This is a genomic window from Streptomonospora arabica (genome assembly GCF_039531585.1).
GTDB lineage: Bacteria > Actinomycetota > Actinomycetes > Streptosporangiales > Streptosporangiaceae > Streptomonospora > Streptomonospora halophila.
Map to the genome: position 1 here is coordinate 237,529 of NZ_BAAAQI010000005.1, position 20,373 is coordinate 257,901.

The window sequence follows — 20,373 nt, forward strand, 5'->3', positions numbered from 1 at the left end:
TCCCATGGCCACCGCCACCGAGGAGACACGCGCCCGCCGAGGCGCCGGGGCCCGCGCCGGCACGCCCGCCATCAGCCTGGAGCAGATCTCCAAGACCTACCGCTCGGGCGGCGAGAACGTGCAGGCGGTGCGCGGTGTCGACCTGCGCATCGAGCAGGGCGAGTTCTTCTCCCTGCTGGGGCCCTCGGGCTGCGGCAAGACCACGACGATGCGCATGATCGCCGGTTTCGAGGACCCCAGCTCCGGCACGGTGCGGCTGCACGGCGAGGAGGTCACCGGGGTCCCGCCCAACCGGCGCGACGTCAACATGGTCTTCCAGAGCTACGCGCTGTTCCCGCACATGACGGTCTTCGACAACGTCGCCTTCGGCCTGCGGCGCAGAAACACTCCCGGCGCCGACATCCGGCGCGCGGTGGCCGAGGCCCTGGAACTGGTGGAGCTGAGCGGGCGCGAGCGCACCAAGCCCGGCAGGCTCTCCGGCGGCCAGCAGCAGCGGGTGGCCCTCGCCCGGGCCCTGGTCAACCGGCCCAGCGCGCTGCTGCTCGACGAGCCGCTTGGCGCGCTCGACCTCAAGCTGCGCCAGGCCATGCAGATCGAGCTCAAGCGCATCCAGCGCGAGGTCGGCATCACCTTCGTCTACGTCACCCACGACCAGGGCGAAGCGCTGACCATGTCCGACCGCATCGCGGTGATGAACGGCGGCCGCGTCGAGCAGCTGGGCACCCCCGCCGAGATCTACGAGCGGCCCGCCACCCGCTTCACCGCGGGGTTCATCGGCACCTCCAACCTGCTGAGTGGAACGGTCACCGGGCACAGCGGCGACCGCGCCACGGTCCGGGTGGAGGGCGCCGGCGAGATCCCCGCCATCGGCGCGGCGGCGCCCGGCTCGCGGGTCGACCTGACCGTCCGCCCCGAGAAGATCGCGCTGGAGACCGCCGATCCGCCGGGCGACCGGGCGCGGCTGTCCGGCACGGTCGCCGAGGTCGTCTACCTCGGCTCGGCCACGCACTACACGGTCCGGCTCGGCGACGGCACCGAGATGGTCGTCTTCCGGCAGAACTCCTCCGACGCCGCAAGCGCCGCCGAGCGCGGCGACACCGTCTGGGTGTCGTGGCGTCCCGAACACGCCTACGCCCTTCCGGGCTAGGGGCCGCGGGGGCCGGGCACCGATCCGCCGGTGCGCGGCCCGCACGGCCGAACCGGGAGTGCCGGACACCTGCCGTCCGGTCACCCGCCCTCCCTCCGTCCCCACCCCCCAAGCAGGAAAGAGCGGACCGCCGTGACCCGACGCCTCACCCCCGCGCAAGCAGCTCTCGCGCGCGGGCTCACCCAGCCCCGACTCAGCCGACGCGGCATGCTCGGGCTCTCCGGACTGACCGCCGCCGGCCTCACCCTCTCCGCCTGCGGAGTGGAAGGCCAGGGCGGCGAGTCGACCAGTGCCAAAGGCTTCTGGGACGGAAAGAAGAGCAACGGCCGGCTCGACTTCGCCAACTGGCCTCTGTACATGGACCCCGGCCACCCCGAGCTGAAGGCCTTCACCGAAGAGACCGGCATCAAGGTCAACTACGACGAGGCCGTCCAGGACAACCCGTCGTTCTTCGGCAAGATCCAGCCGATGCTCGCCCAGGCCGAGCCCATCGGCTACGACCTGATGGTGCTGACCAACGGCATCGAGCTGAACAAGCTCATCGAGCTGAACTACCTGGCGCCGCTGGACCACTCCAAGCTGCCCAACTTCGCCGACCATGCCGCCGACATCTACAAGAACACCAGCTACGACTCCGGCAACCGCTACACGATCCCCTACGCCTCGGGCATCACGGGCATCGCCTACAACCCCGAGTACGTCGACCGGGAGATCACCAGCATCGCCGACCTGTGGGACCCCGCCTTCGAGGACAAGGTCGGCATGTTCTCCGACCCCCAGGAGCTGGCCAACTTCGGGCTCTTCTACAACGGGGTCAAGCCGGCCGACTCCGGCGAGTCGGACTGGATCGACGCCGCCGACGCGCTCCAGGAGCAGCGCGACAAGGGCCTCGTGCGGCGCTACTACTCCCAGGACTACATCCAGCCGCTGAGCAACGGCGACGTGTGGCTGTCCATGGCCTGGTCCGGCGACATCTTCCAGCAGAACGCAGAAGAGGGGACCAACCTGAAGTTCGTCGTCCCCGAAGAGGGCGCCACGCTGTGGAGCGACAACATGATGGTCCCCTTCACCGCGAAGAACCCGGTGGACGCCCTGATGCTGATGAACTTCTTCTACGACCCCGAGATCGCGGCGGACCTGACGGAGTACATCAACTACATCACGCCCGTGCCCGAGGCGCGGGACATCCTGCGCGGCAAGGCCGAGGAGGCCTCCGGCGACGACAAGGAGACGCTGGAGCGCATCGTCGACAGCCCCCTGGTCTTCCCCAATGACGACGACTACGCGAAGCTGCACAACTACGTCCCGGTGACCAGCAACAACGAGGAGAACTTCTCCCCGCTGTTCCTCGCCATCTCGCAGTCCTGACCATGGCGGCCGAACGAACGGGCAGGCGGGGGCGCACGCGCAGGCTGGCGCCCTACGCGCTGGTGCTGCCCGGCTGGATGTGGCTGGCGCTGTTCTTCGTGGCGCCCATCGCCAGCGTGGTGTCGATGTCGCTGATGACCGGCAGCCTCGGCGCCGGCTACGCGTTCACCTTCGAGGTGGGCAACTACACCCGCGCCGTAGGCCTGTACTGGGAGCAGATTGTGCGCTCCCTGGTCTACGGCGGCCTGGCGACGGTGCTGTGCATCGCCATCGGCTATCCCGTCGCCTACTGGATCGCGTTCAAGGGCGGCGCCTACAAGTCGACCTACCTGCTTCTGGTGCTGCTGCCGTTCTTCGTGTCCTTCGTGCTGCGGACGATCTCGTGGGGATTCCTGCTCTCCGACAACGGGATCGTCCTGGGCACGCTGAAGAGCGCGGGGCTGCTGCCCGGCGAGTTCGGGGTTCTCAACTCCGCGACGGCGGTGGTCTTCGGCCTGGCCTACAACTTCCTGCCGTTCATGGTCCTGCCGATCTACGCGGTCCTGGAGCGCATGGACCACCGGGTCGTCGAGGCCGCCTACGACCTCTACGCCGGGCGGGTGCAGGCGTTCGTGCGGGTGGTGCTGCCCATGTCGCTGCCGGGCGTGTTCGCCGGCGTGATCATGGTGTTCATTCCGACCAGCGCCGACTACGTGAACGCGACGGTGCTCGGCGGTACCGGCAACACCATGATCGGCAAGGTGATCCAGACCCAGTACCTGGTGAACAACGCCTACCCGCTGGCGGCGGCCATCACCTTCATCCTCATGGCGGTGCTGCTGGTCGGGATCTTCAGCTACGCCAAGGCGCTGGGAACCGAGCAGGTGATGGAGGTGCAGGCGCGATGACCGCGACCGAGACCGGTCCCGCCGGCTCGCCCCGAGCGGCCGGGCCCGCACGCGGCCGCCGGGGCGGCGAGCGGCGCCGGCCCGACTGGGGCAAGTACTTCACCTGGGGCGTGCTGTGCTGGCTGTTCGCGCCCATCGTGTTCATGGTCGTGTTCAGCTTCAACGACATCAAGGGGCGGCACAACGTCACCTGGGAGGGCTTCACCCTCCGCTGGTACTCCGACGCCTTCGCCTACCCCGACCTCAACGTCGCACTGCTGAACACCGTCACTATCGCGGTGCTGACCATGCTCATCGCCGGGTTCCTCGGCACGCTGCTGGGCTTGGCCCTGGGGCGCTACCGGTTCCTCGGCCAGTCGGCCACCAACCTGGTGATGTTCTCGGCGATCTCCGCGCCCGAGGTCGTGCTGGGCGCCTCGCTGCTGTCGATGTTTTTGACCATGAACATCGCCGTGGGCTACTGGACCATTCTCATCGCCCACGTGATGTTCTCGGTGTCGTTCGTGGCCATCACCGTGCGGGCGCGGGTCCTGACCATGGACCCCGGCATCGAGGAGGCCGCGCGCGACCTCGGCGCCAGCCCGCTGACCACGTTCCGGCTGGTGACGCTGCCGCTGCTGGTGCCGGCGATCACCTCCGGCGGGCTGATCGCCTTCGCGCTCTCGGTCGACGACTACATCATCACGTCGTTCGTCTCCGGCAGTACCCAGACCTTCCCCCTGTGGATCTGGGGCGCCACCCGCGTGGGAATCCCGCCGCAGGTCAACGTGATGGGCACGCTGATCTTCGGCGTCGGCGTGCTGCTGGCCGTCGGCAACATGGTGCTGGCCCGCCGCCGCAGCCGCTGAGGTCCGCCCGGCGGCGGCGCGCCCGCGCCGCCGCCGGGCGGATACCGGACCGTCCGCAGGCACACGGCCGGCCGCAGGGCCCGAACCGCCGGGACCGCCGCAAGCACGTCCCGCATGAGCAGCATCCGCGAACGGAGTTGATCCACGTGTCCGCCCCCGCGACCGCGTCCGCACCCGATCCGGACGCCTCCCGCACCGCACAGGTCTCCCGTGCGCTGGCCCAGGCCCGTCCGCGCACCTTCTGGCTCGACCCCGAGGTGGCCGGGCACGCCGTCCCCGAGGCCGCACCCGCGCTGTCGGGCGCCGAGCGGGCCGACCTCGCCGTCGTCGGCGGCGGCTACAGCGGGCTGTGGGCCGCCCTCATCGCCAAGGAGCGCGACCCCGGGCGCGACGTCGTGCTGCTGGAGGCGCGCACGGTCGGCTGGGCGGCCTCCGGCCGCAACGGCGGGTTCTGCGCCGCCAGCCTCACCCACGGCCACGGCAACGGGGCCCAGCGCTGGCCGGAGGAGATCGCCGAACTGGAGCGGCTGGGCCGCCAGAACCTCGACGGCATCCAGAGCACCGTCGAGCGCCACGGGATCGCCTGCGAGTTCGAGCGCACCGGCGAGATGGCCGTGGCCACCGAGCCCTGGCAGGTCGACGACCTCACCGACGAGGCCGCCGCCCTGCGCGCCCTCGGCCAGCGCGTGCGCACCCTGACCGGCGCCCGGGTCCGCGCCGAGGTCGACTCGCCCACCTACCTGGGAGGCCTCTTCGATCCCGACGGCGTGGCCCTGGTGCACCCGGCCAAGCTGGCGTGGGGGCTGCGCGAGGCCTGCCTCCGGCTGGGCGTGCGCATCCGGGAGCACACCCCCGTGCGGGCGATCCGCCCCGAGCGCGGCGGCCTGCGGCTGGAGTCGCGGGGCGGCTCGGTCTCGGCCGAGCGTGTGGCCTGGGGCGGTGGAGGTTTTCCGGGCCCGCTGCGGCGCGTCCGGCACTTCGTCGCGCCCGTCTACGACTACGCGCTGGTCACCGAGCCGCTGAGCAGCGAGCAACTTGCCGCCGTCGGCTGGGGGAACCGCCAGGGTGTCAGCGATTCCGGCAACCGGTTCCACTACTACCGGCTCACCGCCGACAACCGCATCCTGTGGGGCGGCTACGACGTCGTCTACCACTACGGCGGCCGCGTGCGTCCCGCCTACGACCAGCGCCCGGACACCTTCCACCGGCTCGCGCGCCACTTCTTCACAACGTTCCCGCAGCTGGAAGGCCTGTCTTTCACGCACAGCTGGGGCGGGGTGATCGACACCTGCAGCCGGTTCTGCGCGTTCTTCGGCACCGCCCACCGCGGCCGCCTGGCCTACGCCGCCGGCTACACGGGCCTCGGCGTGGGGGCCACCCGCTTCGGCGCCCAGGTGATGCTGGACCGCCTCGACGGCGCCGACACCGAGCGGACCCGCCTGGCCATGGTGCGCGCCAAGCCCGTCCCCTTCCCGCCCGAGCCGCTGCGCTACGCCGGGATCCAGGCCACCAAGCGGGCCATCGCCGCCGCCGACCGCGACGGCGGCCGCCGCAACGCCTGGCTGCGCACCCTCGACGCCGTAGGGATGGGCTTCGACAGCTGACCGCAGCGGCCCCGGTGGGGCCGGGGCCGGGACCGGCCGATCGTGTCAGTCGAAGATGTCCTCGGCGGTGTCGGCGCTAAGGGCGCGCTTCATCCAGGTGTCTAGCTGGTCGGGGTCGGTGCAGGTGCTGATGCGTTCCGCGACCTCGTCCGAGACGTGGAGCCCCCGGTGGCGGAGCGCGGAGACCACGCACTCCGCCTTGCCTTCGCGATATCCCTCCAGGTAGCCCTCGACAAAGGCGGTTGCGTAGGCCGTGCGAGAAACCGTGGGATGGCGTTCGGCGAATGCCTCCGCCGCGGTCCGGGCTCTGCCTCTGAGCGTGGCCGGGATCGCGCCGGTGGAACCGAGGGATCGGGCGGTCGGGCCGGTCATAGGTGGTTCCCGCTCTACTGGTCGGGTGTGGAGGCTCCGGGATTGTCGAAGATGTCTTCGGCGGCGTTGGCGCTGAAGGCGCGCGCGTGCCAGGTGTCGAGCTGGTCGGGGTCGGTGCAGGTGCTGATGCGTTCCGCGACCTCGTCCGAGACGTGGAGCCCCCGGTGGCGGAGCGCGGAGACCACACACTCCGCCTTGCCTTCGACCCTGCCTTCGCTGATGTACTTGCGGGCGAAGTCGGATTGGTAGGTGAAAGTCGGATTGGCCATCAGTGCATCCCAGTTCTCTCGTGCCGCTCCCCTGAGCGCGGACACCATGTAGTCATGGTAGACGGAGAAGTCGTCGTTGTTGAGGGTTTTCAGCCCTTCCGCGCAGGCGACCAGGATCTTCTCCTCCTCGCCGCCGTGTGCCAGTGCCGAGAGCACCGCGAGCTCGGGGAGCTCCCTCGCCTCCTCCGCTGAGACGACCACCGGAATCTCGTCGGGCCCGACGACGAACGGGACCAGCCGCATACCGGGCTGACCGAGGTCGATGGGCTCGCGCGCCCACACAGCGGTCTTCTCGTCGGGGCAGAAGACGATCAGCATCACCGGGCATTCCAGGTTCTGGCGCACCGTGGCGATGTAGACCGGCCAGGAGTAGCGCTTCCGGGTGTCCTCTCTGCGCTGTACCTCGGCGATCACCGCCATGAGCGCCTGCGAGCCGTCGCGCAGGGCGACGACGCGGTCGCTGTAGAAGTTCGTGGTCTTGAACCGCGTGCAGTTCTCCGACGCCATGTCGGCGTGCTCGTACGGGGGGAGGTCGACACCGAACTCGTCCTCCAGTAGGCGCGTGACCAACTCAGGGCGGTTCTTGACGAACTCGATCGGCATCTCATGGGCGTTCGAGGGCATGGCGGGAAGCTATCGGGGTGCCGCGTGCGCTCGGGCGGAAACGCTGGAAAACCGCCGATGATCGGCTTATCGGGATGCGTTGAATTGCGCCCGAATACCGAACGCGTTCGCAGCGGACAGTGCCGTTCGCGCCGATTTTCTCCCATTCGCCGGGCGGTCGCGGTCCGGCGGGCGTTCCGAGTTCGGCGCCTACTGCTCGGGCCGAAATCCGGGCCCGCGCGCATGACAGGTGTCATGTGCGGGGCCGGGCGGTTCTCACGGGCGGGCGGTGACAACGGCTTCTTGGGCGCACGGCGAGTGAGACGGAAGAATCGGGCCCATGAGCACAGCAGAACGGCCCGCGGCCGAGCACGGCGCGGGCGAACCCGCGATCAGCGTCCGCGACCTGCGGCAGAGCTATGGCGACTTCGAGGCGGTCCGGGGGGTCTCCTTCGACGTCCGGCCGGGAGAGCTCTTCGCCCTGCTGGGCACCAACGGGGCGGGCAAGACCACGACCGTGGAGACCCTGGAGGGGTTCCGCCGCCCCAGCGCGGGAACGGTCCGCGTCCTGGGCGCCGACCCCTACGGGCAGCCTCCCGGCCTCCGCGACCGCGTCGACGCCGTACTGCAGCACAGCGGCCTGTTTCCGGAGCTGACCACCGCCGAGACGATCGACCTCTCCCGCGACCTCGCCGCCGACCCGATGGACCGCGCCGATGTGCTGGAGCTGACCGGCCTCACCGAGAAGGCCGGCGTCCAGGTGCGCCAGCTCTCCGGAGGCCAGAAGCGCCGGCTCGACCTGGGGCTGGCGGTCCTCTCGCGCCCTGAGGTGCTGTTCCTGGACGAGCCGACCACCGGTATGGACCCCGAGGCCCGGCGGGCCACCTGGACGCTCATCGGCGACCTGGTCCGCCGGGGCGCCGCCGTCCTGCTCACCACGCACCACCTGGAGGAGGCGGAGCACCTCGCCGGCCGGCTCGCCATCATGCACCGCGGCGAGTTCAGGGCCGAGGGCGCCCTGCACGACGTCGTCGTCGAATGGGGCGACCGCATCGCCTTCCGGATGCCCGCCGACGTCCGCTTCGAGGACCTGCCGGAGCTGCCGGGCGCGACCGCCGCCGCCGAGGTCCGCGGCGGCGACGCCTGGGTCCGCTACACCGTGCGCGGCGACGACGCCGACGGCCGCGCCCACCGGGCGATGGAGCCGCTGCTGGACTGGGCCCGCGAGCGCGGCACGTCCCTGGGCCGGCTGGAGCTGCGCAGCGCGTCGCTGGAGGACGTCTTCCTCAGCGTCGCCGAGGGCGCTTCCGGCATCGCCGCGACCCCCGCCGGCGCCGACTGAACCGCCGCGCGCCCCGCGAGGGCCCCGCACGACTTCCGCCGCGCACGACCGCAGAGGAAACACACATGACCACCCCCACCCGCACGCCGGCGCGCAGCGGCTCCCCGGGAGCGCGCGTGCGCCACCCCGTACACCCGGTGCGCCAGGCCCTGCGGCTCACCCGCACCGAGCTCACCCTGATCTACCGGTACCGCACCGCGCTGTTCTACGTGCTGTTCCCGCTGTTCTTCGTCGGGATCGCGATGGTCACTCAGGGCGAGTCGGCCATCCCCGGCGTCAGGACCGAGGCGATCGCGCTCTCCGGAACCCCCGCCGTCATCGCGATGATGATCGGCGTCATGCACGCCTCCAACATCTACGCGGCCCGCCGCGAGCAGCTCATCCTCAAGCGGTTCCGCGCCAGCGGCGTCCCGCCGTTCGCACTGTTCGGCGCGACGACCCTCTCGGTTCTGGCCGCGGTTGCCGTCCTCAGCGCCATGGTCTTCGCGGTGCTCGCCGCCGGGGTCGGCGAGCTGCCGAGCGACCCGGTGATGGTGGTCCTGACAGCGCTGCTGACCACGGTGACCATGTCGCTGTTCGGCGCGGCGTCCAGCCGCTTCGCGCGCAACGCCGAGAGCGCGCAGATGATGAGCATGGTCCCGTTCCTGCTCTTCTACGCCTCCAGCGGCATGATGGTGCCGTTGGCCATGCTGCCCGACTGGCTCGCGACCGTGTGTCGGCTGCTGCCGATGGCGCCGGCGGTGGACCTGCTGCGCAGCGGCTACCTCGGCCGCGACGTGTTCGGCGGGCTGACGGGCGCGGAACCGGCATCGCTCGCGGAGCTGTGGGCGGCCGGGCTGCCGTCGCTGGCGGTCGTGCTGGTCTGGACCGCCGTCGCGGTGCTGTCGCTGCGCTCCTTCCGCTGGGACCCCCGCCAGCCCGGCTGAGCGTGCGACTCCGCCGGCGGGCCGCGGGCGCGCTCCCGCCGGCGGACCGGCGGCGGCGTGACCGGAGGACGGCCGGCCCCGCCGCCGCCGGCGTCGGCGTCCCCGACCGGGGGTGCCGTGCGTCTAGGCTGATCGGCGCGGCGAGCCGCGGCGAGCCGCGGCGAACCGCACGACGGGCGCCCGGCGGAAGGGAGTGCAGGTGGCGGACACCGACGCGGATGGCGGCACAGCGGTGCTGGCCGGTCATGCGGACCGGACCGGCCGCAGGCTGGACCGCGCGCGCCGCATCGTGCTGTCGCTGTCGACGACGACACCGCTCTTCTGCGTGTTCACTGCAGTCGTCGGCGCGACCAACCTCATGGCGCCCAACGAGGCGACGCGGACCTTCGCCAGCCGGGGGCCCTTCCCCCAGGACGTGGCGCTGTCCGCGGTCGGCGTACTGTGCTCGGTGCTGGTGGCCTACCTGTCGATGCGGGTCATCCGCACCCGCATCGACCGCCCCAGCGCCACGCTGCGGCGCGACGTGGCGCTGTCCTACCTGGGGCTGCTGGTCACGGTCGGGCTGCTGGGCCCCAACCCGGCCACGCTGAGCGTCCCCCAGTTCTGGGCCGCCAGCGTCGCCGTCACCGGCCGGATCCGGGACAAGGCCGGCTACGCCGCGCTGATGCTGGCCGCGGGCGTCGCGCCGATTCTGGTGACGATGTGGGGCTCTCCCGCGTCGGCGATGGGTACGGTCGCCGCCTGGCTGGTGTTCTTCCACCTCATCGTCTTCCTGGTCATGCTGTTCAGCAACGTCGCCATCATCGTGCTGTGGGACGTCGTCACGGAGGCGCACGCCGCCCGCGACGCCCAGGCGCGGCTGGCGGTGACCGAGGAGCGGCTGCGCTTCGCCCGCGACATGCACGACCTGCTCGGCCACAGCCTGTCCGCGCTCGCCGTCAAGAGTGAGCTCGCGGCCCGGCTGGTGGAGGCCGATCCCCGGTCGGCCGGCCGCGAGATGAGCGCCGTGCAGCACCTCGCCCGCGACGCACTGCGCGAGGTGCGCACCGCCGTGTCCGGATACCGCGACGTCAACCTGGCCGCTGAGGCCGAGGGCGTCCGGGCGGTCCTGGCCGCCGCCGGGGTGCGCTGCACCGTCACCGGCGCCGAAACCGACGTCCCCGCGGAGCAGCGCTCGCTCGCCTCGTGGGTGGTGCGCGAGGGAACCACGAACGTGCTGCGGCACAGTTGCGCCAAGCGCTGCGCCGTGACTCTGCGCCGCGACAGCGACAGCCTGGTCGCCGAGGTCTTCGACGACGGTACGCAAGAGGACGGTGACGGCGCGCCCTTCGGCAACGGTCTGTCCGGGCTGGCGGAGCGGGTCGCGAGCGCGGGAGGAGCGCTCACCGCCGGTCCCGCATCCGGCGGCGAGGGCTTCCTGCTGCGCGCCGTGCTGCCGCTGCCGGCGGCCACCCGCGGCGGCGGGGAGGTCGCGGAACCGCCGCCCGGCCGTGACCCGGGTCCAACACCGGGGAGGAAGGACGTGCCCGCGTGATCCGAGTCGTTCTCGCCGACGACGAGCACCTGGTGCGCGGCGCGATCGCGGCGCTGCTGGGGCTGGAGCCGGACCTGGAGGTGGTCTCCCAGGTCGGGCGCGGTGACGAGGTCGCCGGGGCCGTGGCCGCCACCGGCGCCGACATCGCGGTCCTGGACATCGAGATGCCGGGCAGGGGAGGACTGGAGGTCGCCGGCGAGCTGCGCGAGGCGGCGCCCGGATGCGGCGTGCTGATGCTGACCAGCTTCGGCCGCCCCGGCTACCTGCGCCGCGCACTGGCCGCCGGCGCACGCGGGTTCCTGGCCAAGGACGCCCCCGTCGACCAGCTCGCCGGCGCGATCCGCAAGGTGCACGAGGGCGGCCGCTACATCGACACCGAACTGGCCGCCGCCGCGATGGCCTCCGGTGAGAACCCCCTGACGGCCCGGGAGAGTGAGGTGCTCCGCTCGGCCGCAGAAGGCTGGGCGGTCGGCGAGATCGCCCGCACGCTGCACCTGAGCGAGGGCACCGTGCGCAACTACCTGTCCAGCGCCATCGCCAAGACCGGCGCCGCCAACCGCATGGCCGCCATCCGCACGGCCCAGGAGATGGGCTGGCTCTGACCGAGCGCGCCTCGCCGGCGGCCCTGCGCCGACGGCCTCGCCCCCGCGGCCGCGGCGCGGTCCCCGGGTGCGCTAGAGGAACCGCAGGACCAGCATCGCCGTGTCATCGGTGTGCCCGCCCGGGGCGAACTCCTCCAGATCGCGGTCGATGCGCACGATCACCGCCTGGGCCGTCAGCCCCGAGCAGTTGGCGAAGATCCGCGTGAGCCCGTCGTCGCCGAGCATGTCGGGGCCGTTGCGGCGCTCAGTCACGCCGTCGGTGACCGCCAGCAGCACCTCGCCCGAGTGGATCTCCATGGTCTCGGTGTAGAAGTCCACGTCCTCGAACGCGCCCAGCAGCGGCTGCGACGCGCCGACGGCGTCGACCTCGCCCTTCTGGTTGAGGCGCAGCGGCAGCGGGTGCCCCGCCGAGACCAGGCGCAGCCGCATGCCCTGGCCCGGCGCGCCCAGCGGGGTCATCTCGCCGTAGAGCATGGTCAGAAACCGCGTGCTGGTGTTCTCGTCCAGGATGGCCTTGTTCAGCCGGTCCATGATGTGCGCGGGCGAGAACCCCTCGCGGGCGAGTGCACGCAGGGTGTGGCGGGCCAGGCCGGTGACCGCCGCCGCGGCGGGCCCGGTGCCGCACACGTCGCCGATCGCGAAGCACCACCGCCCGTCGGTCGCGAACACGTCGTAGAAGTCGCCGCCGACCACCGTGCGCTCGTCGGCCGAGCGGTAGAACACCGCGTGGTCGACGCCGGGGATGGCCGGCTCCTTCTCCTTGGCGGGCAGCAGGCTGCGCTGCAGCGCCTCGCTCATCGAGGTCTGGCCGGCGTACAGCCGGGCGTTCTCCATCGCCGAGGAGACGCGGCGGGCGAGGTCGTCGACCACGTCGACGTCGTCGCGGGTGAAGTCGGCGTCGGCGTCCTTGCCCAGCGTCATCCGGCCGAGCGTCTGGCCGTGCGCCACCAGCGGAACGCTTATGGCGGGCCCCTCGGCCAGCTCCAGCAGCAGCTCGTCGACCAGCCCGGCCGCCGACAGCATTTCGCGGCTCCACAGCGGGCGCGGTTCGCGCTGGACGGGCGGCGGCAGCTCGGTCAGCAGGGTGCGCAGCACGTCGTTGTAGTTCTCGTTGCGGTGCATGGTGTGCGTCAGCCGCGTGGTGCCCAGCTCGCTGGTGGAGTGCACCGCGCACCAGCTGCCCAGCCGCGAGGCCACCAGCTGGCAGGCCAGGGCGGCCGTCATGTGCTCGTTGAGCGTGCCGGTGAGCAGGTCGCTGGCCTCGGCCAAGAAGCTCAGGCTCGCGCGCCGGGCGAGCTCGACCTCGGCCAGGCGGGCGCGCTCGATGGGCAGGGCGATACGGTCGGCGCCGTCCTGCAGCCGCTTGGCGGCGGTGTCGCCGAAGTGCCGGATGCGCCGCGAGGCCACGCCGATCAGGCCGGTGATGCGGCCGTCGACGATCAGCGGCGCGGTCACCAGCGAGCGCATGCCCGCCTGGGCCAGCTTGCCGCGGTGGGCGCGCGCGATCATCAGGTCGTCGTTGATTATGGCGCCCGGCGCGGGAGCCACAGAGGGGAACGTCTCCTCGGTGCGGCTGCGGAAGGGGCGCCAGGGGTCGTCGGTCAGCCCGGTGGCCGCGCGCAGGTCCCACTCGGTCTCGTCGGTCGTGGCCAGCGCGATGTAGGCGGCGTCGCCGCCCAGCGCGGACCGGGAGTACTCCACCGTGCGGTCGAGGAGGTCGGGCAGCGGCAGCCGCGCCGACAGGGCGGCGTCGAGCGCGGCCCAGGGGTTGGGCCGCGAGGGGCGGCGCCGCGGCTGGCGCACCGGAGCGGGCGGTCCCAGCGCCGCGCCGGGGGCCTCGTCCTGTCCGCCCTCGTCGCCTTCGGCCGCCTCGTCCTGGATGCGGAACCAGACGGCCTTGTCGTCCTTGCTGTAGCTGACGCCCCAGCTGGTCGCGATCGCCGCGGCCAGCGCCAGCCCCAGCCCGCCGCTGCGCCCTGGATCGGCAGCGGGGGCGGTGTCGACGGTGAGGGGGCCCGCCTGCGGCACGGCGCGCTCGGGGACGCGGTCGGCCACGACCACCTCGACGGCGCCGTGCAGGCGGCGCACGACCAGTTCGAGGACGCTCTCGGCGTGCACGACGGCGTTGGTCACCAGCTCGCTGACGAGCAGGACGACGTCGTCCGCGGCCTGGCCGGCACCCCATTCGGTGAGGGTGTCGCGCACGAAGTCGCGCGCCTGGGCCGCGGTGGCGGGAGTGGGTGAGAACTCCCGGCGGGCGACTTTCATCGGCTCACCCGTGTCATGTGGCATCGTTTAGCCGTACGGTTTCGCGGTTGCGGGAGAAATGCGGATCCGAGCTGAGCGGAGCGGTACCGGCCACCATTCCCTACGATCTTCCCTTCGAGCGGTGACGTCCCGCCGTGTCCGCATCGACCCCCGGAAGCGGGCACAGTGGGTAAAGCAACCAAGCCATGATTTCAGCAACGTTCGTCTAGTGCGCGGTCAAGCCGCATAACCTGGAGCATCGCGGTCCATCTCGACTGGCGTCTGGTACGGCCGTCGACCATCACGGTACGGTGCGTCGATGACCACGGACGACGATCCTGCCAGGTGGGATCACGTGCCGACCAGGCGGCCCCGGTCCCCCACGGGCCCGAGATGCCCGTAGTGAGCAGTTTGAGGAGGGGATCCATGCCCGAGGCCACACGGGCGCCGGACAAGCACGACGCGCAGCTCGACGAGCTGCTCCGCGCGCTCTACAGCATGCGAGACGGCGATTTCAGTGTACGACTGGACTCTCGCGGCGAGGGCCGGTCCGGTGAGATCGCCTCTGTATTCAACCAGGTACTGGACCACTGCGAACAGCTCAGCAGCGAGCTTCAGCGCGTGGGCGGCGTCGTCAGCACCGAGGGCCGGCTGAACGAGCGCATCGCCGTCAGCCCGGCCCGCGGCGCCTGGGGCAAGAGCGTCCGGTCGCTGAACCAGCTGCTCGACGAGGTCAGCGAGCCGGTGACCTCCGTCGCCCAGATCCTCGACGCGGTCGCCGGCGGCGACCTGTCCCAGCGCGTCGACCTCACCAGCCGCCACGGTTCGCTCCACGGCGACCTGCTGCGCCTGGCGACCTCGGTCAACCGCATGGCCGACCAGATGAACGGGTTCACCAACGAGGTCACGCGGGTGGCCCGCGAGGTGGGCACCGAGGGCAAGCTGGGCGGCAGCGCCCAGGTCGAGGGGGTCTCCGGCGCCTGGCGCGACGTCACCGAGTCCGTCAACCAGATGGCCTCGCGGCTGACCGCCCAGGTGCGCAACATCTCCGAGGTGACCACCGCGGTGGCCGAGGGTGACCTCAGCCGCAAGGTGACCGTCGACGTCCAGGGCGAGATGCTGCAGCTCAAGGACACCGTGAACGGCATGGTGGACCAGCTGGACTCCTTCGCCGACGAGGTCACGCGGGTGGCCCGCGAGGTGGGCACCGAGGGCAAGCTGGGCGGCCGGGCCAATGTCAAGGGCGGGTCGGGTATCTGGAAGGACCTGACCGACAACGTCAACTCCATGGCCGACAACCTGACCAACCAGGTGCGCGACATCTCGCAGGTGACCACGGCCGTCGCGCGCGGCGACCTGAGCCGCAAGGTGACCGTCGACGTCCAGGGCGAGATGCTCCAGCTCAAGGACACGGTCAACACGATGGTGGACCAGCTGGACTCCTTCGCCGACGAGGTCACGCGGGTGGCCCGCGAGGTCGGTACCGAGGGCAAGCTGGGCGGCCGCGCCAACGTCAAGGGCGTCTCGGGCATCTGGAAGGACCTGACCGACAACGTCAACTCCATGGCCAACAGCCTCACCTACCAGGTGCGCAACATCTCGCAGGTGACCACGGCGGTGGCCAAGGGCGACCTGTCCAAGAAGATCACGGTCGACGCGCAGGGCGAGATGCTCGACCTCAAGGACACGGTCAACACGATGGTGGACCAACTGGAGTCCTTCGCCAACGAGGTCACCCGCATGGCCCGCGAGGTCGGTACCGAGGGGACGCTCGGCGGCCAGGCGCACGTGCGCGGGGTGTCGGGGGTCTGGAAGGACCTGACCGACAACGTCAACTCCATGGCCAACAACCTGACCCACCAGGTGCGCCAGATCTCCATCGTCACCCAGGCGGTCGCCCGCGGCGACCTGACCAAGAAGGTCACCGTCAACGCCAAGGGCGAGATCCTGGAGCTGAAGGACACCATCAACGTCATGGTCGACCAGCTCTCGGCGTTCGCCGACGAGGTCACCCGCATGGCGCGCGAGGTGGGTACCGAGGGCAAGCTGGGAGGCCGCGCCGACGTCAGGGGCGTCTCGGGCATCTGGAACGCGCTCACCGAGAACGTCAACTCGATGTCGCAGAACCTGACCACACAGGTGCGCAATATCTCCCAGGTCACCTCGGCGGTGGCCAAGGGCGACCTGAGCAAGAAGATCACGGTCGACGCCCAGGGGGAGATCCTGGAGCTGAAGGACACCGTGAACATCATGGTCGACCAGCTCTCCGCGTTCGCCACCGAGGTCACACGTGTGGCCCACGAGGTCGGCAGTGAGGGCCAGCTGGGCGGCCAGGCCAAGGTCGACGGCGTGTCGGGCACCTGGAAGCAGCTGACCGACAGCGTGAACGAGCTGGCCGGCAACCTGACCACGCAGGTGCGCGCGATCGGTGAGGTCGCCAGCGCGGTCACCCGCGGCGATCTCACCCAGAACATCCAGGTCGACGCCCGCGGCGAGATGCAGAAGCTCAAGGACAACATCAACCTGATGGTGAGCAACCTGCGCGAGACCACCGCCTCGCAGCGCGACGAGGACTGGCTCAAGAGCAACCTCGCGCGCATCTCCGGCCGCATCCAGGGCCACCGCGACCTCAACGAGCTCGCGCGGCTGATCATGACCGAGGTCACGCCGCTGGTCGAGGCCCAGCACGGCGCCTGCTACCTGCCGGAGGAGAAGGACGACGAGGAGGTCTTCCTGCTCTTCGGCGGCTTCGGCTACCAGCCCGACGAGGACCGCCGCCGGGTGCGCTCGGGCACAGGCCTGATCGGCGAGGTGATCTCGCAGAAGCGCGAGATGATCATCCACGATGTGCCGTCGGACTACGTCAAGGTCGGCTCCGGCCTGGGCGAGGCCGCGCCGCTGACCATCGCGATCTTCCCGATCATCTCCGAGGACCGGGTCCTGGGCGTGGTCGAGCTGGGCTCCTACGGGCGCTTCCGCGAGGTCCACCTGGACTTCCTGCGCCAGCTCATGGCCCAGCTGGGCACCACGGTCAACACCATCCTGGCCAACTCCAAGACCGAGTACCTGCTGCTGCAGTCCCGCCAGCTCACCAACGCGCTGCAGGAGCGCTCCAACGAGCTGCAGCGCCAGCAGGAGGAGCTGCGCCGCAAGAACGCCGAGCTGCACAGCAAGGCCGGGCAGCTCGCCAGCCAGAACCGGGCGATCGAGCTGCAGAACCGGCAGATCGAGCGTGCGCGGCGCTCCCTGGAGGACCGCGCCCACCAGCTGCAGATCTCGTCCAAGTACAAGTCCGAGTTCCTGGCGAACATGTCCCACGAGCTGCGGACCCCGCTGAACAGCCTGCTCATCCTCGCGCGGCTGCTGGCCGACAACAGCGAGCAGAACCTGACCTCCAAGCAGGTGGAGTTCGCCCAGACCATCCACAAGGCGGGCAACGACCTGCTCCAGCTCATCGACGAGATCCTGGACCTGGCCAAGGTCGAGGCCGGCCGTGCCGAGGTGCAGCCCTCGGACGTGTCGATCAGCCAGCTGGTCGACTACGTCGAGGCGTCGTTCCGGCCGATGACCGCCGAGCGCGGCCTGGCCTTCGGTGTCGAGGTGTCCCCGGACATCCCGAGCTACCTGTGGACCGACGAGCAGCGTCTCCAGCAGATCCTGCGCAACCTGCTGTCCAACGCGGTGAAGTTCACCAGCACCGGCGAGGTCCGGCTGCTCATCGAGCCGGCCTGGGCGCTGGAGGACGCCGACCTGGACATGTTCGGCGAGAACGACGAGATCATCGCGTTCTCGGTGGCCGACACCGGTATCGGCATCCCCGACGACAAGCTCCAGGTGATCTTCGAGGCGTTCCACCAGGGCGACGGCGGCACCAGCCGCCGCTTCGGCGGGACCGGTCTGGGGCTGTCCATCAGCCAGAACTTCGCGCGGCTGCTCGGCGGCGAGATCCGGGTGCAGAGCGTGCACGGCGAGGGCAGTACGTTCACCCTGCTGCTTCCCGTACGGGTGCCCGAGGGCACGGCCCAGCGGCTGGACGCGTCGCTGGAGTCCCCGCCCGAGGTCACCGGCGCCCGCTCCGACATCGAGCCGCTGACCGAGGTCGACGTGCGGGTGCCCGACACCCCGGCCGAACTGGGGCCGCTGGAGACCGTCGAGCCCACCGCGCCCGACGACGAGGCCGAGCAGCCCGATGAGGCGGCCGAGCCCGCGCCGGTGCCCGCCCTGGCCGAGCCGGTCGAGGGCGCGCAGGAGGGCGGCGGGTCCGCCGAGACGGGTGCCTCGGAGGACCCCGACCGCGACGCGGTGCTGGCCGGGCGCGAGGTGCTCATCGTCGACGACGACATCCGCAACGTGTTCGCGCTGACCAGCGCGCTGGAGGCGCACGGGCTCCGGGTGCACTTCTCCGACAACGGCCACTCGGGCATCGAGAAGCTGGAGGCCAACGAGAACGTCGAGCTGGTGCTGATGGACATCATGATGCCCGAGCTCGACGGCAACGCCACGACCAGGGCCATCCGGGAGATGCCGCAGTTCGCCGAGCTGCCGATCATCTCGCTGACGGCGAAGGCGATGCAGGGCGACCGCGAACGCAGTCTCGAGGCCGGCGCCTCGGACTACGTGACCAAGCCGGTCAACATCGACCACCTTTTGAACGTCATCCGCACGTGGTTGGACGGTGGCGCCGAGGACGGCGAGGGCCGGGAGGCCCCCGACGGCAACGACAGCCCGGACAGCACGGACTAGGAGCAGGAGCAGTAGACGTGCCGCAGAAGGCCAACATCCTCCTCGTCGACGACCGCGACGAGAACCTCACCGCGCTGGAGGCCATCCTCACCTCCCTCGACCAGAACCTGGTGCGCGCGAACTCGGGCGAGGCGGCACTGAAGGCGCTTCTCGAGGAAGAGTTCGCGGTGATCCTGCTGGACGTCGTGATGCCGGGCATGGACGGCTTCGAGACCGCCTCGCACATCAAGCAGCGCGAGAAGACCAAGGACGTCCCGATCATCTTCCTCACCGGTGCCGGCATCGACCGGCACCGGGTCTTCCGGGGATACGCATCGCGGGCGATCGACTATCTGACCAAGCCGTTCGACCCGTGGGTGCTGCGCTCCAAGGTCGAGGTGTTCGTCGAGCTGCACCAGATGAAGCAGCGGCTGCGCACGCAGTCGCAGATGCTCCAGCGCGAGCTGGCCACGGCGTCGGGGGAGTCCGCTCTGCCGGTGTCCGACCAGCTGTCCCGGCGCGTCGCCGACATCAACACCAACCTGGAGTCGCTGCGCGAGCGGATCGTCACCGACGACCACGAGACCGACCCGAACACGGTCGAGGCCGTGCGCGACCTCGACCGGTCGGTGGCGCAGCTCACCACCCTGGTGGACGCGATCCGGGGGCCGGAGTAGGCGACGCCGGCCCGCCGATTGCCCGAACGGTCGGAACCGGGACGGTCCGGGCGGCGTCAGAGTGAACGAAGGCCGGCGCAGCAGCGGTGCGGCTGCCCGGGAAGCCCGTGGACCTGCGATCTCGTGTATGTAACAAAGGGCGAATCATCCCTTTTCGGGACGAACGTGTCGCCTACGATGCCTACTCGTGCCGCGGCGCCCGCGGTGTTCCCGTGGCGGTTCGCCCCCGGCCCTCCGCCACAATTCGCATACTTCGCCCCCCACTGTCAGGACCAGCTCGTCCTCCCCCTGGATTGAGTCGCTACATGTGGTGCGGCGCGGAATCCAGTTGCCTCTTCCCTCGGACTCATAGGAGCGACAGCCGTGTCCCGTACGATGACCCGCACTGCCTTCGGGCTCGCCGCCGCCTGCCTGGGTTTCGGCTCGCTCGGCACGACGCCGGCCTGGGCGGACAGCCTGGAGGGGTCGTCGGCCACCTACAGCTACACCTGTGAGGACCAGGTCGACGACCTGTCGGAGACGATGAACATCGAGATCTACGTCGGCGCTCCGGCCGAGGCCGAAGTCGGCCAGGAGATCGAGTTCCAGATGGAGCCCAGCGACTACAACTACTACTCCTACACCGACGGCGGCGAGATCACCTCGGGAACCCTGACCGTCGACGTCGAGTTGGGCGGCGAGGCCGCCCCGACCTCCACCGCCAGCGCGTCCACCGAGGCCTCGGGCGGGTTCGGCGGCAACAACGAGGAGACCTTCGACGAGTCCGGGCTCTACGGCACGTTCACCCCGACCGCTCCGGGCGAGGTGACCGTGTCACCGGGCGACATCACCATCGACGTCGAGCAGAGCCAGGGCCCCTCGACCACGGTCTGCTCGCCCGACAGCGCCACCGACGCGCTGGCGACGGTCAACGTGACCGGTGAGCCGATCGCCACCGACACCCCCGCCGACGACGGGGGCGCGGGCGGCGCCTCCCAGGATCCCGTGGCCGCGGACGACGGCCCGTCGCAGGGCCTGCTGATCGGCGGCGCCGTGGCCGGCGGCCTGCTGGTGATCGTCGGCATCTCGTTCTTCGGGCTGATGTTCTTCTTCATGCGGCGCTCCTGAGGGCGACCGCCGCCGCGTCCGCCCGCCGGACGCACGAGCGGGGGTGCCGACCGGGCGATCCGGTCGGCACCCCCGCTTTTCGCGGTTGCGGCCCGCGGTGGCCGGACCACCGCGGCCC

The 20,373-nt window shown here is 70.8% G+C and carries 15 protein-coding genes; 12 read left to right on the forward strand and 3 right to left on the reverse strand.

Features of this window, described 5'->3' with window-relative positions:
* Positions 1-4 precede the first annotated feature (4 nt).
* From ABD284_RS11255 to ABD284_RS11275, 5 genes are all read left to right on the forward strand, one after another.
* Complete coding sequence (locus tag ABD284_RS11255; RefSeq protein WP_344142727.1) at positions 5-1,147, forward strand: ABC transporter ATP-binding protein; 1,143 nt, start codon at positions 5-7, stop codon at positions 1,145-1,147.
* 207 nt (positions 1,148-1,354) lie between these two features.
* Entirely contained in the window at positions 1,355-2,515 is a 1,161-nt protein-coding gene (locus tag ABD284_RS11260; RefSeq protein WP_344142841.1) for an ABC transporter substrate-binding protein, read from the forward strand.
* A gap of 2 nt (positions 2,516-2,517) precedes the next feature.
* Positions 2,518-3,402 carry an ABC transporter permease gene (locus ABD284_RS11265; RefSeq protein WP_344142728.1) on the forward strand — a complete coding sequence of 295 codons (885 nt, stop codon included), beginning with the start codon at positions 2,518-2,520 and terminating at the stop codon, positions 3,400-3,402.
* Positions 3,399-4,250: an ABC transporter permease gene (locus ABD284_RS11270; protein ID WP_344142729.1), complete on the forward strand. Its 852-nt coding sequence runs from the start codon at positions 3,399-3,401 to the stop codon at positions 4,248-4,250. Before ABD284_RS11265 ends, ABD284_RS11270 begins: the two co-directional genes overlap by 4 nt.
* A gap of 215 nt (positions 4,251-4,465) precedes the next feature.
* On the forward strand, positions 4,466-5,854 hold the full coding sequence (locus tag ABD284_RS11275) for an NAD(P)/FAD-dependent oxidoreductase (RefSeq protein WP_344142843.1): 1,389 nt from the start codon (positions 4,466-4,468) through the stop codon (positions 5,852-5,854).
* Between the two features lie 45 nt (positions 5,855-5,899).
* Here ABD284_RS11275 and ABD284_RS11280 read toward each other — a convergent pair whose 3' ends face one another.
* Together ABD284_RS11280 and ABD284_RS11285 are read right to left on the reverse strand one after the other, a co-directional pair.
* Positions 5,900-6,226 carry a hypothetical protein gene (locus ABD284_RS11280; protein ID WP_344142730.1) on the reverse strand — a complete coding sequence of 109 codons (327 nt, stop codon included), beginning with the start codon at positions 6,224-6,226 and terminating at the stop codon, positions 5,900-5,902.
* A gap of 14 nt (positions 6,227-6,240) precedes the next feature.
* A complete protein-coding gene (locus ABD284_RS11285; protein ID WP_344142732.1) occupies positions 6,241-7,119 on the reverse strand; it encodes a hypothetical protein in 879 nt (292 codons plus the stop codon).
* A 319-nt stretch (positions 7,120-7,438) separates the two neighbouring features.
* Between ABD284_RS11285 and ABD284_RS11290 the strand changes: the two genes are divergently transcribed.
* The 4 genes from ABD284_RS11290 (at position 7,439) to ABD284_RS11305 (ending at position 11,502) form a co-directional block, all read left to right on the forward strand.
* Positions 7,439-8,440: an ABC transporter ATP-binding protein gene (locus ABD284_RS11290; protein ID WP_344142733.1), complete on the forward strand. Its 1,002-nt coding sequence runs from the start codon at positions 7,439-7,441 to the stop codon at positions 8,438-8,440.
* A gap of 65 nt (positions 8,441-8,505) precedes the next feature.
* Complete coding sequence (locus ABD284_RS11295; RefSeq protein WP_344142734.1) at positions 8,506-9,366, forward strand: ABC transporter permease; 861 nt, start codon at positions 8,506-8,508, stop codon at positions 9,364-9,366.
* A 199-nt stretch (positions 9,367-9,565) separates the two neighbouring features.
* Positions 9,566-10,900: a sensor histidine kinase gene (locus ABD284_RS11300; RefSeq protein WP_344142735.1), complete on the forward strand. Its 1,335-nt coding sequence runs from the start codon at positions 9,566-9,568 to the stop codon at positions 10,898-10,900.
* On the forward strand, positions 10,897-11,502 hold the full coding sequence (locus ABD284_RS11305) for a response regulator (RefSeq protein ID WP_344142736.1): 606 nt from the start codon (positions 10,897-10,899) through the stop codon (positions 11,500-11,502). The genes ABD284_RS11300 and ABD284_RS11305 overlap by 4 nt, the downstream gene beginning before the upstream one ends.
* A 72-nt stretch (positions 11,503-11,574) precedes the next feature.
* On the opposite strand, the gene ABD284_RS11310 is transcribed toward ABD284_RS11305, so the two are convergent.
* Positions 11,575-13,770 (reverse strand): SpoIIE family protein phosphatase, encoded by a 2,196-nt coding sequence (locus tag ABD284_RS11310; protein ID WP_344142844.1) that lies wholly within the window; start codon positions 13,768-13,770, stop codon positions 11,575-11,577.
* Between the two features lie 405 nt (positions 13,771-14,175).
* On the opposite strand from ABD284_RS11310, the gene ABD284_RS11315 reads away from it, so the two are divergent.
* From ABD284_RS11315 to ABD284_RS11325, 3 genes are all read left to right on the forward strand, one after another.
* Positions 14,176-18,492, forward strand: coding sequence for a HAMP domain-containing protein (locus ABD284_RS11315; protein WP_344142737.1), 4,317 nt, complete (start codon positions 14,176-14,178; stop codon positions 18,490-18,492).
* A 17-nt stretch (positions 18,493-18,509) separates the two neighbouring features.
* The gene (locus tag ABD284_RS11320; protein ID WP_344142738.1) at positions 18,510-19,148 is read left to right on the forward strand and encodes a response regulator; all 639 of its coding nucleotides are present in this window, start codon (positions 18,510-18,512) and stop codon (positions 19,146-19,148) included.
* A gap of 363 nt (positions 19,149-19,511) precedes the next feature.
* Positions 19,512-20,255, forward strand: coding sequence for a hypothetical protein (locus tag ABD284_RS11325; RefSeq protein WP_344142739.1), 744 nt, complete (start codon positions 19,512-19,514; stop codon positions 20,253-20,255).
* Positions 20,256-20,373 lie beyond the last annotated feature (118 nt).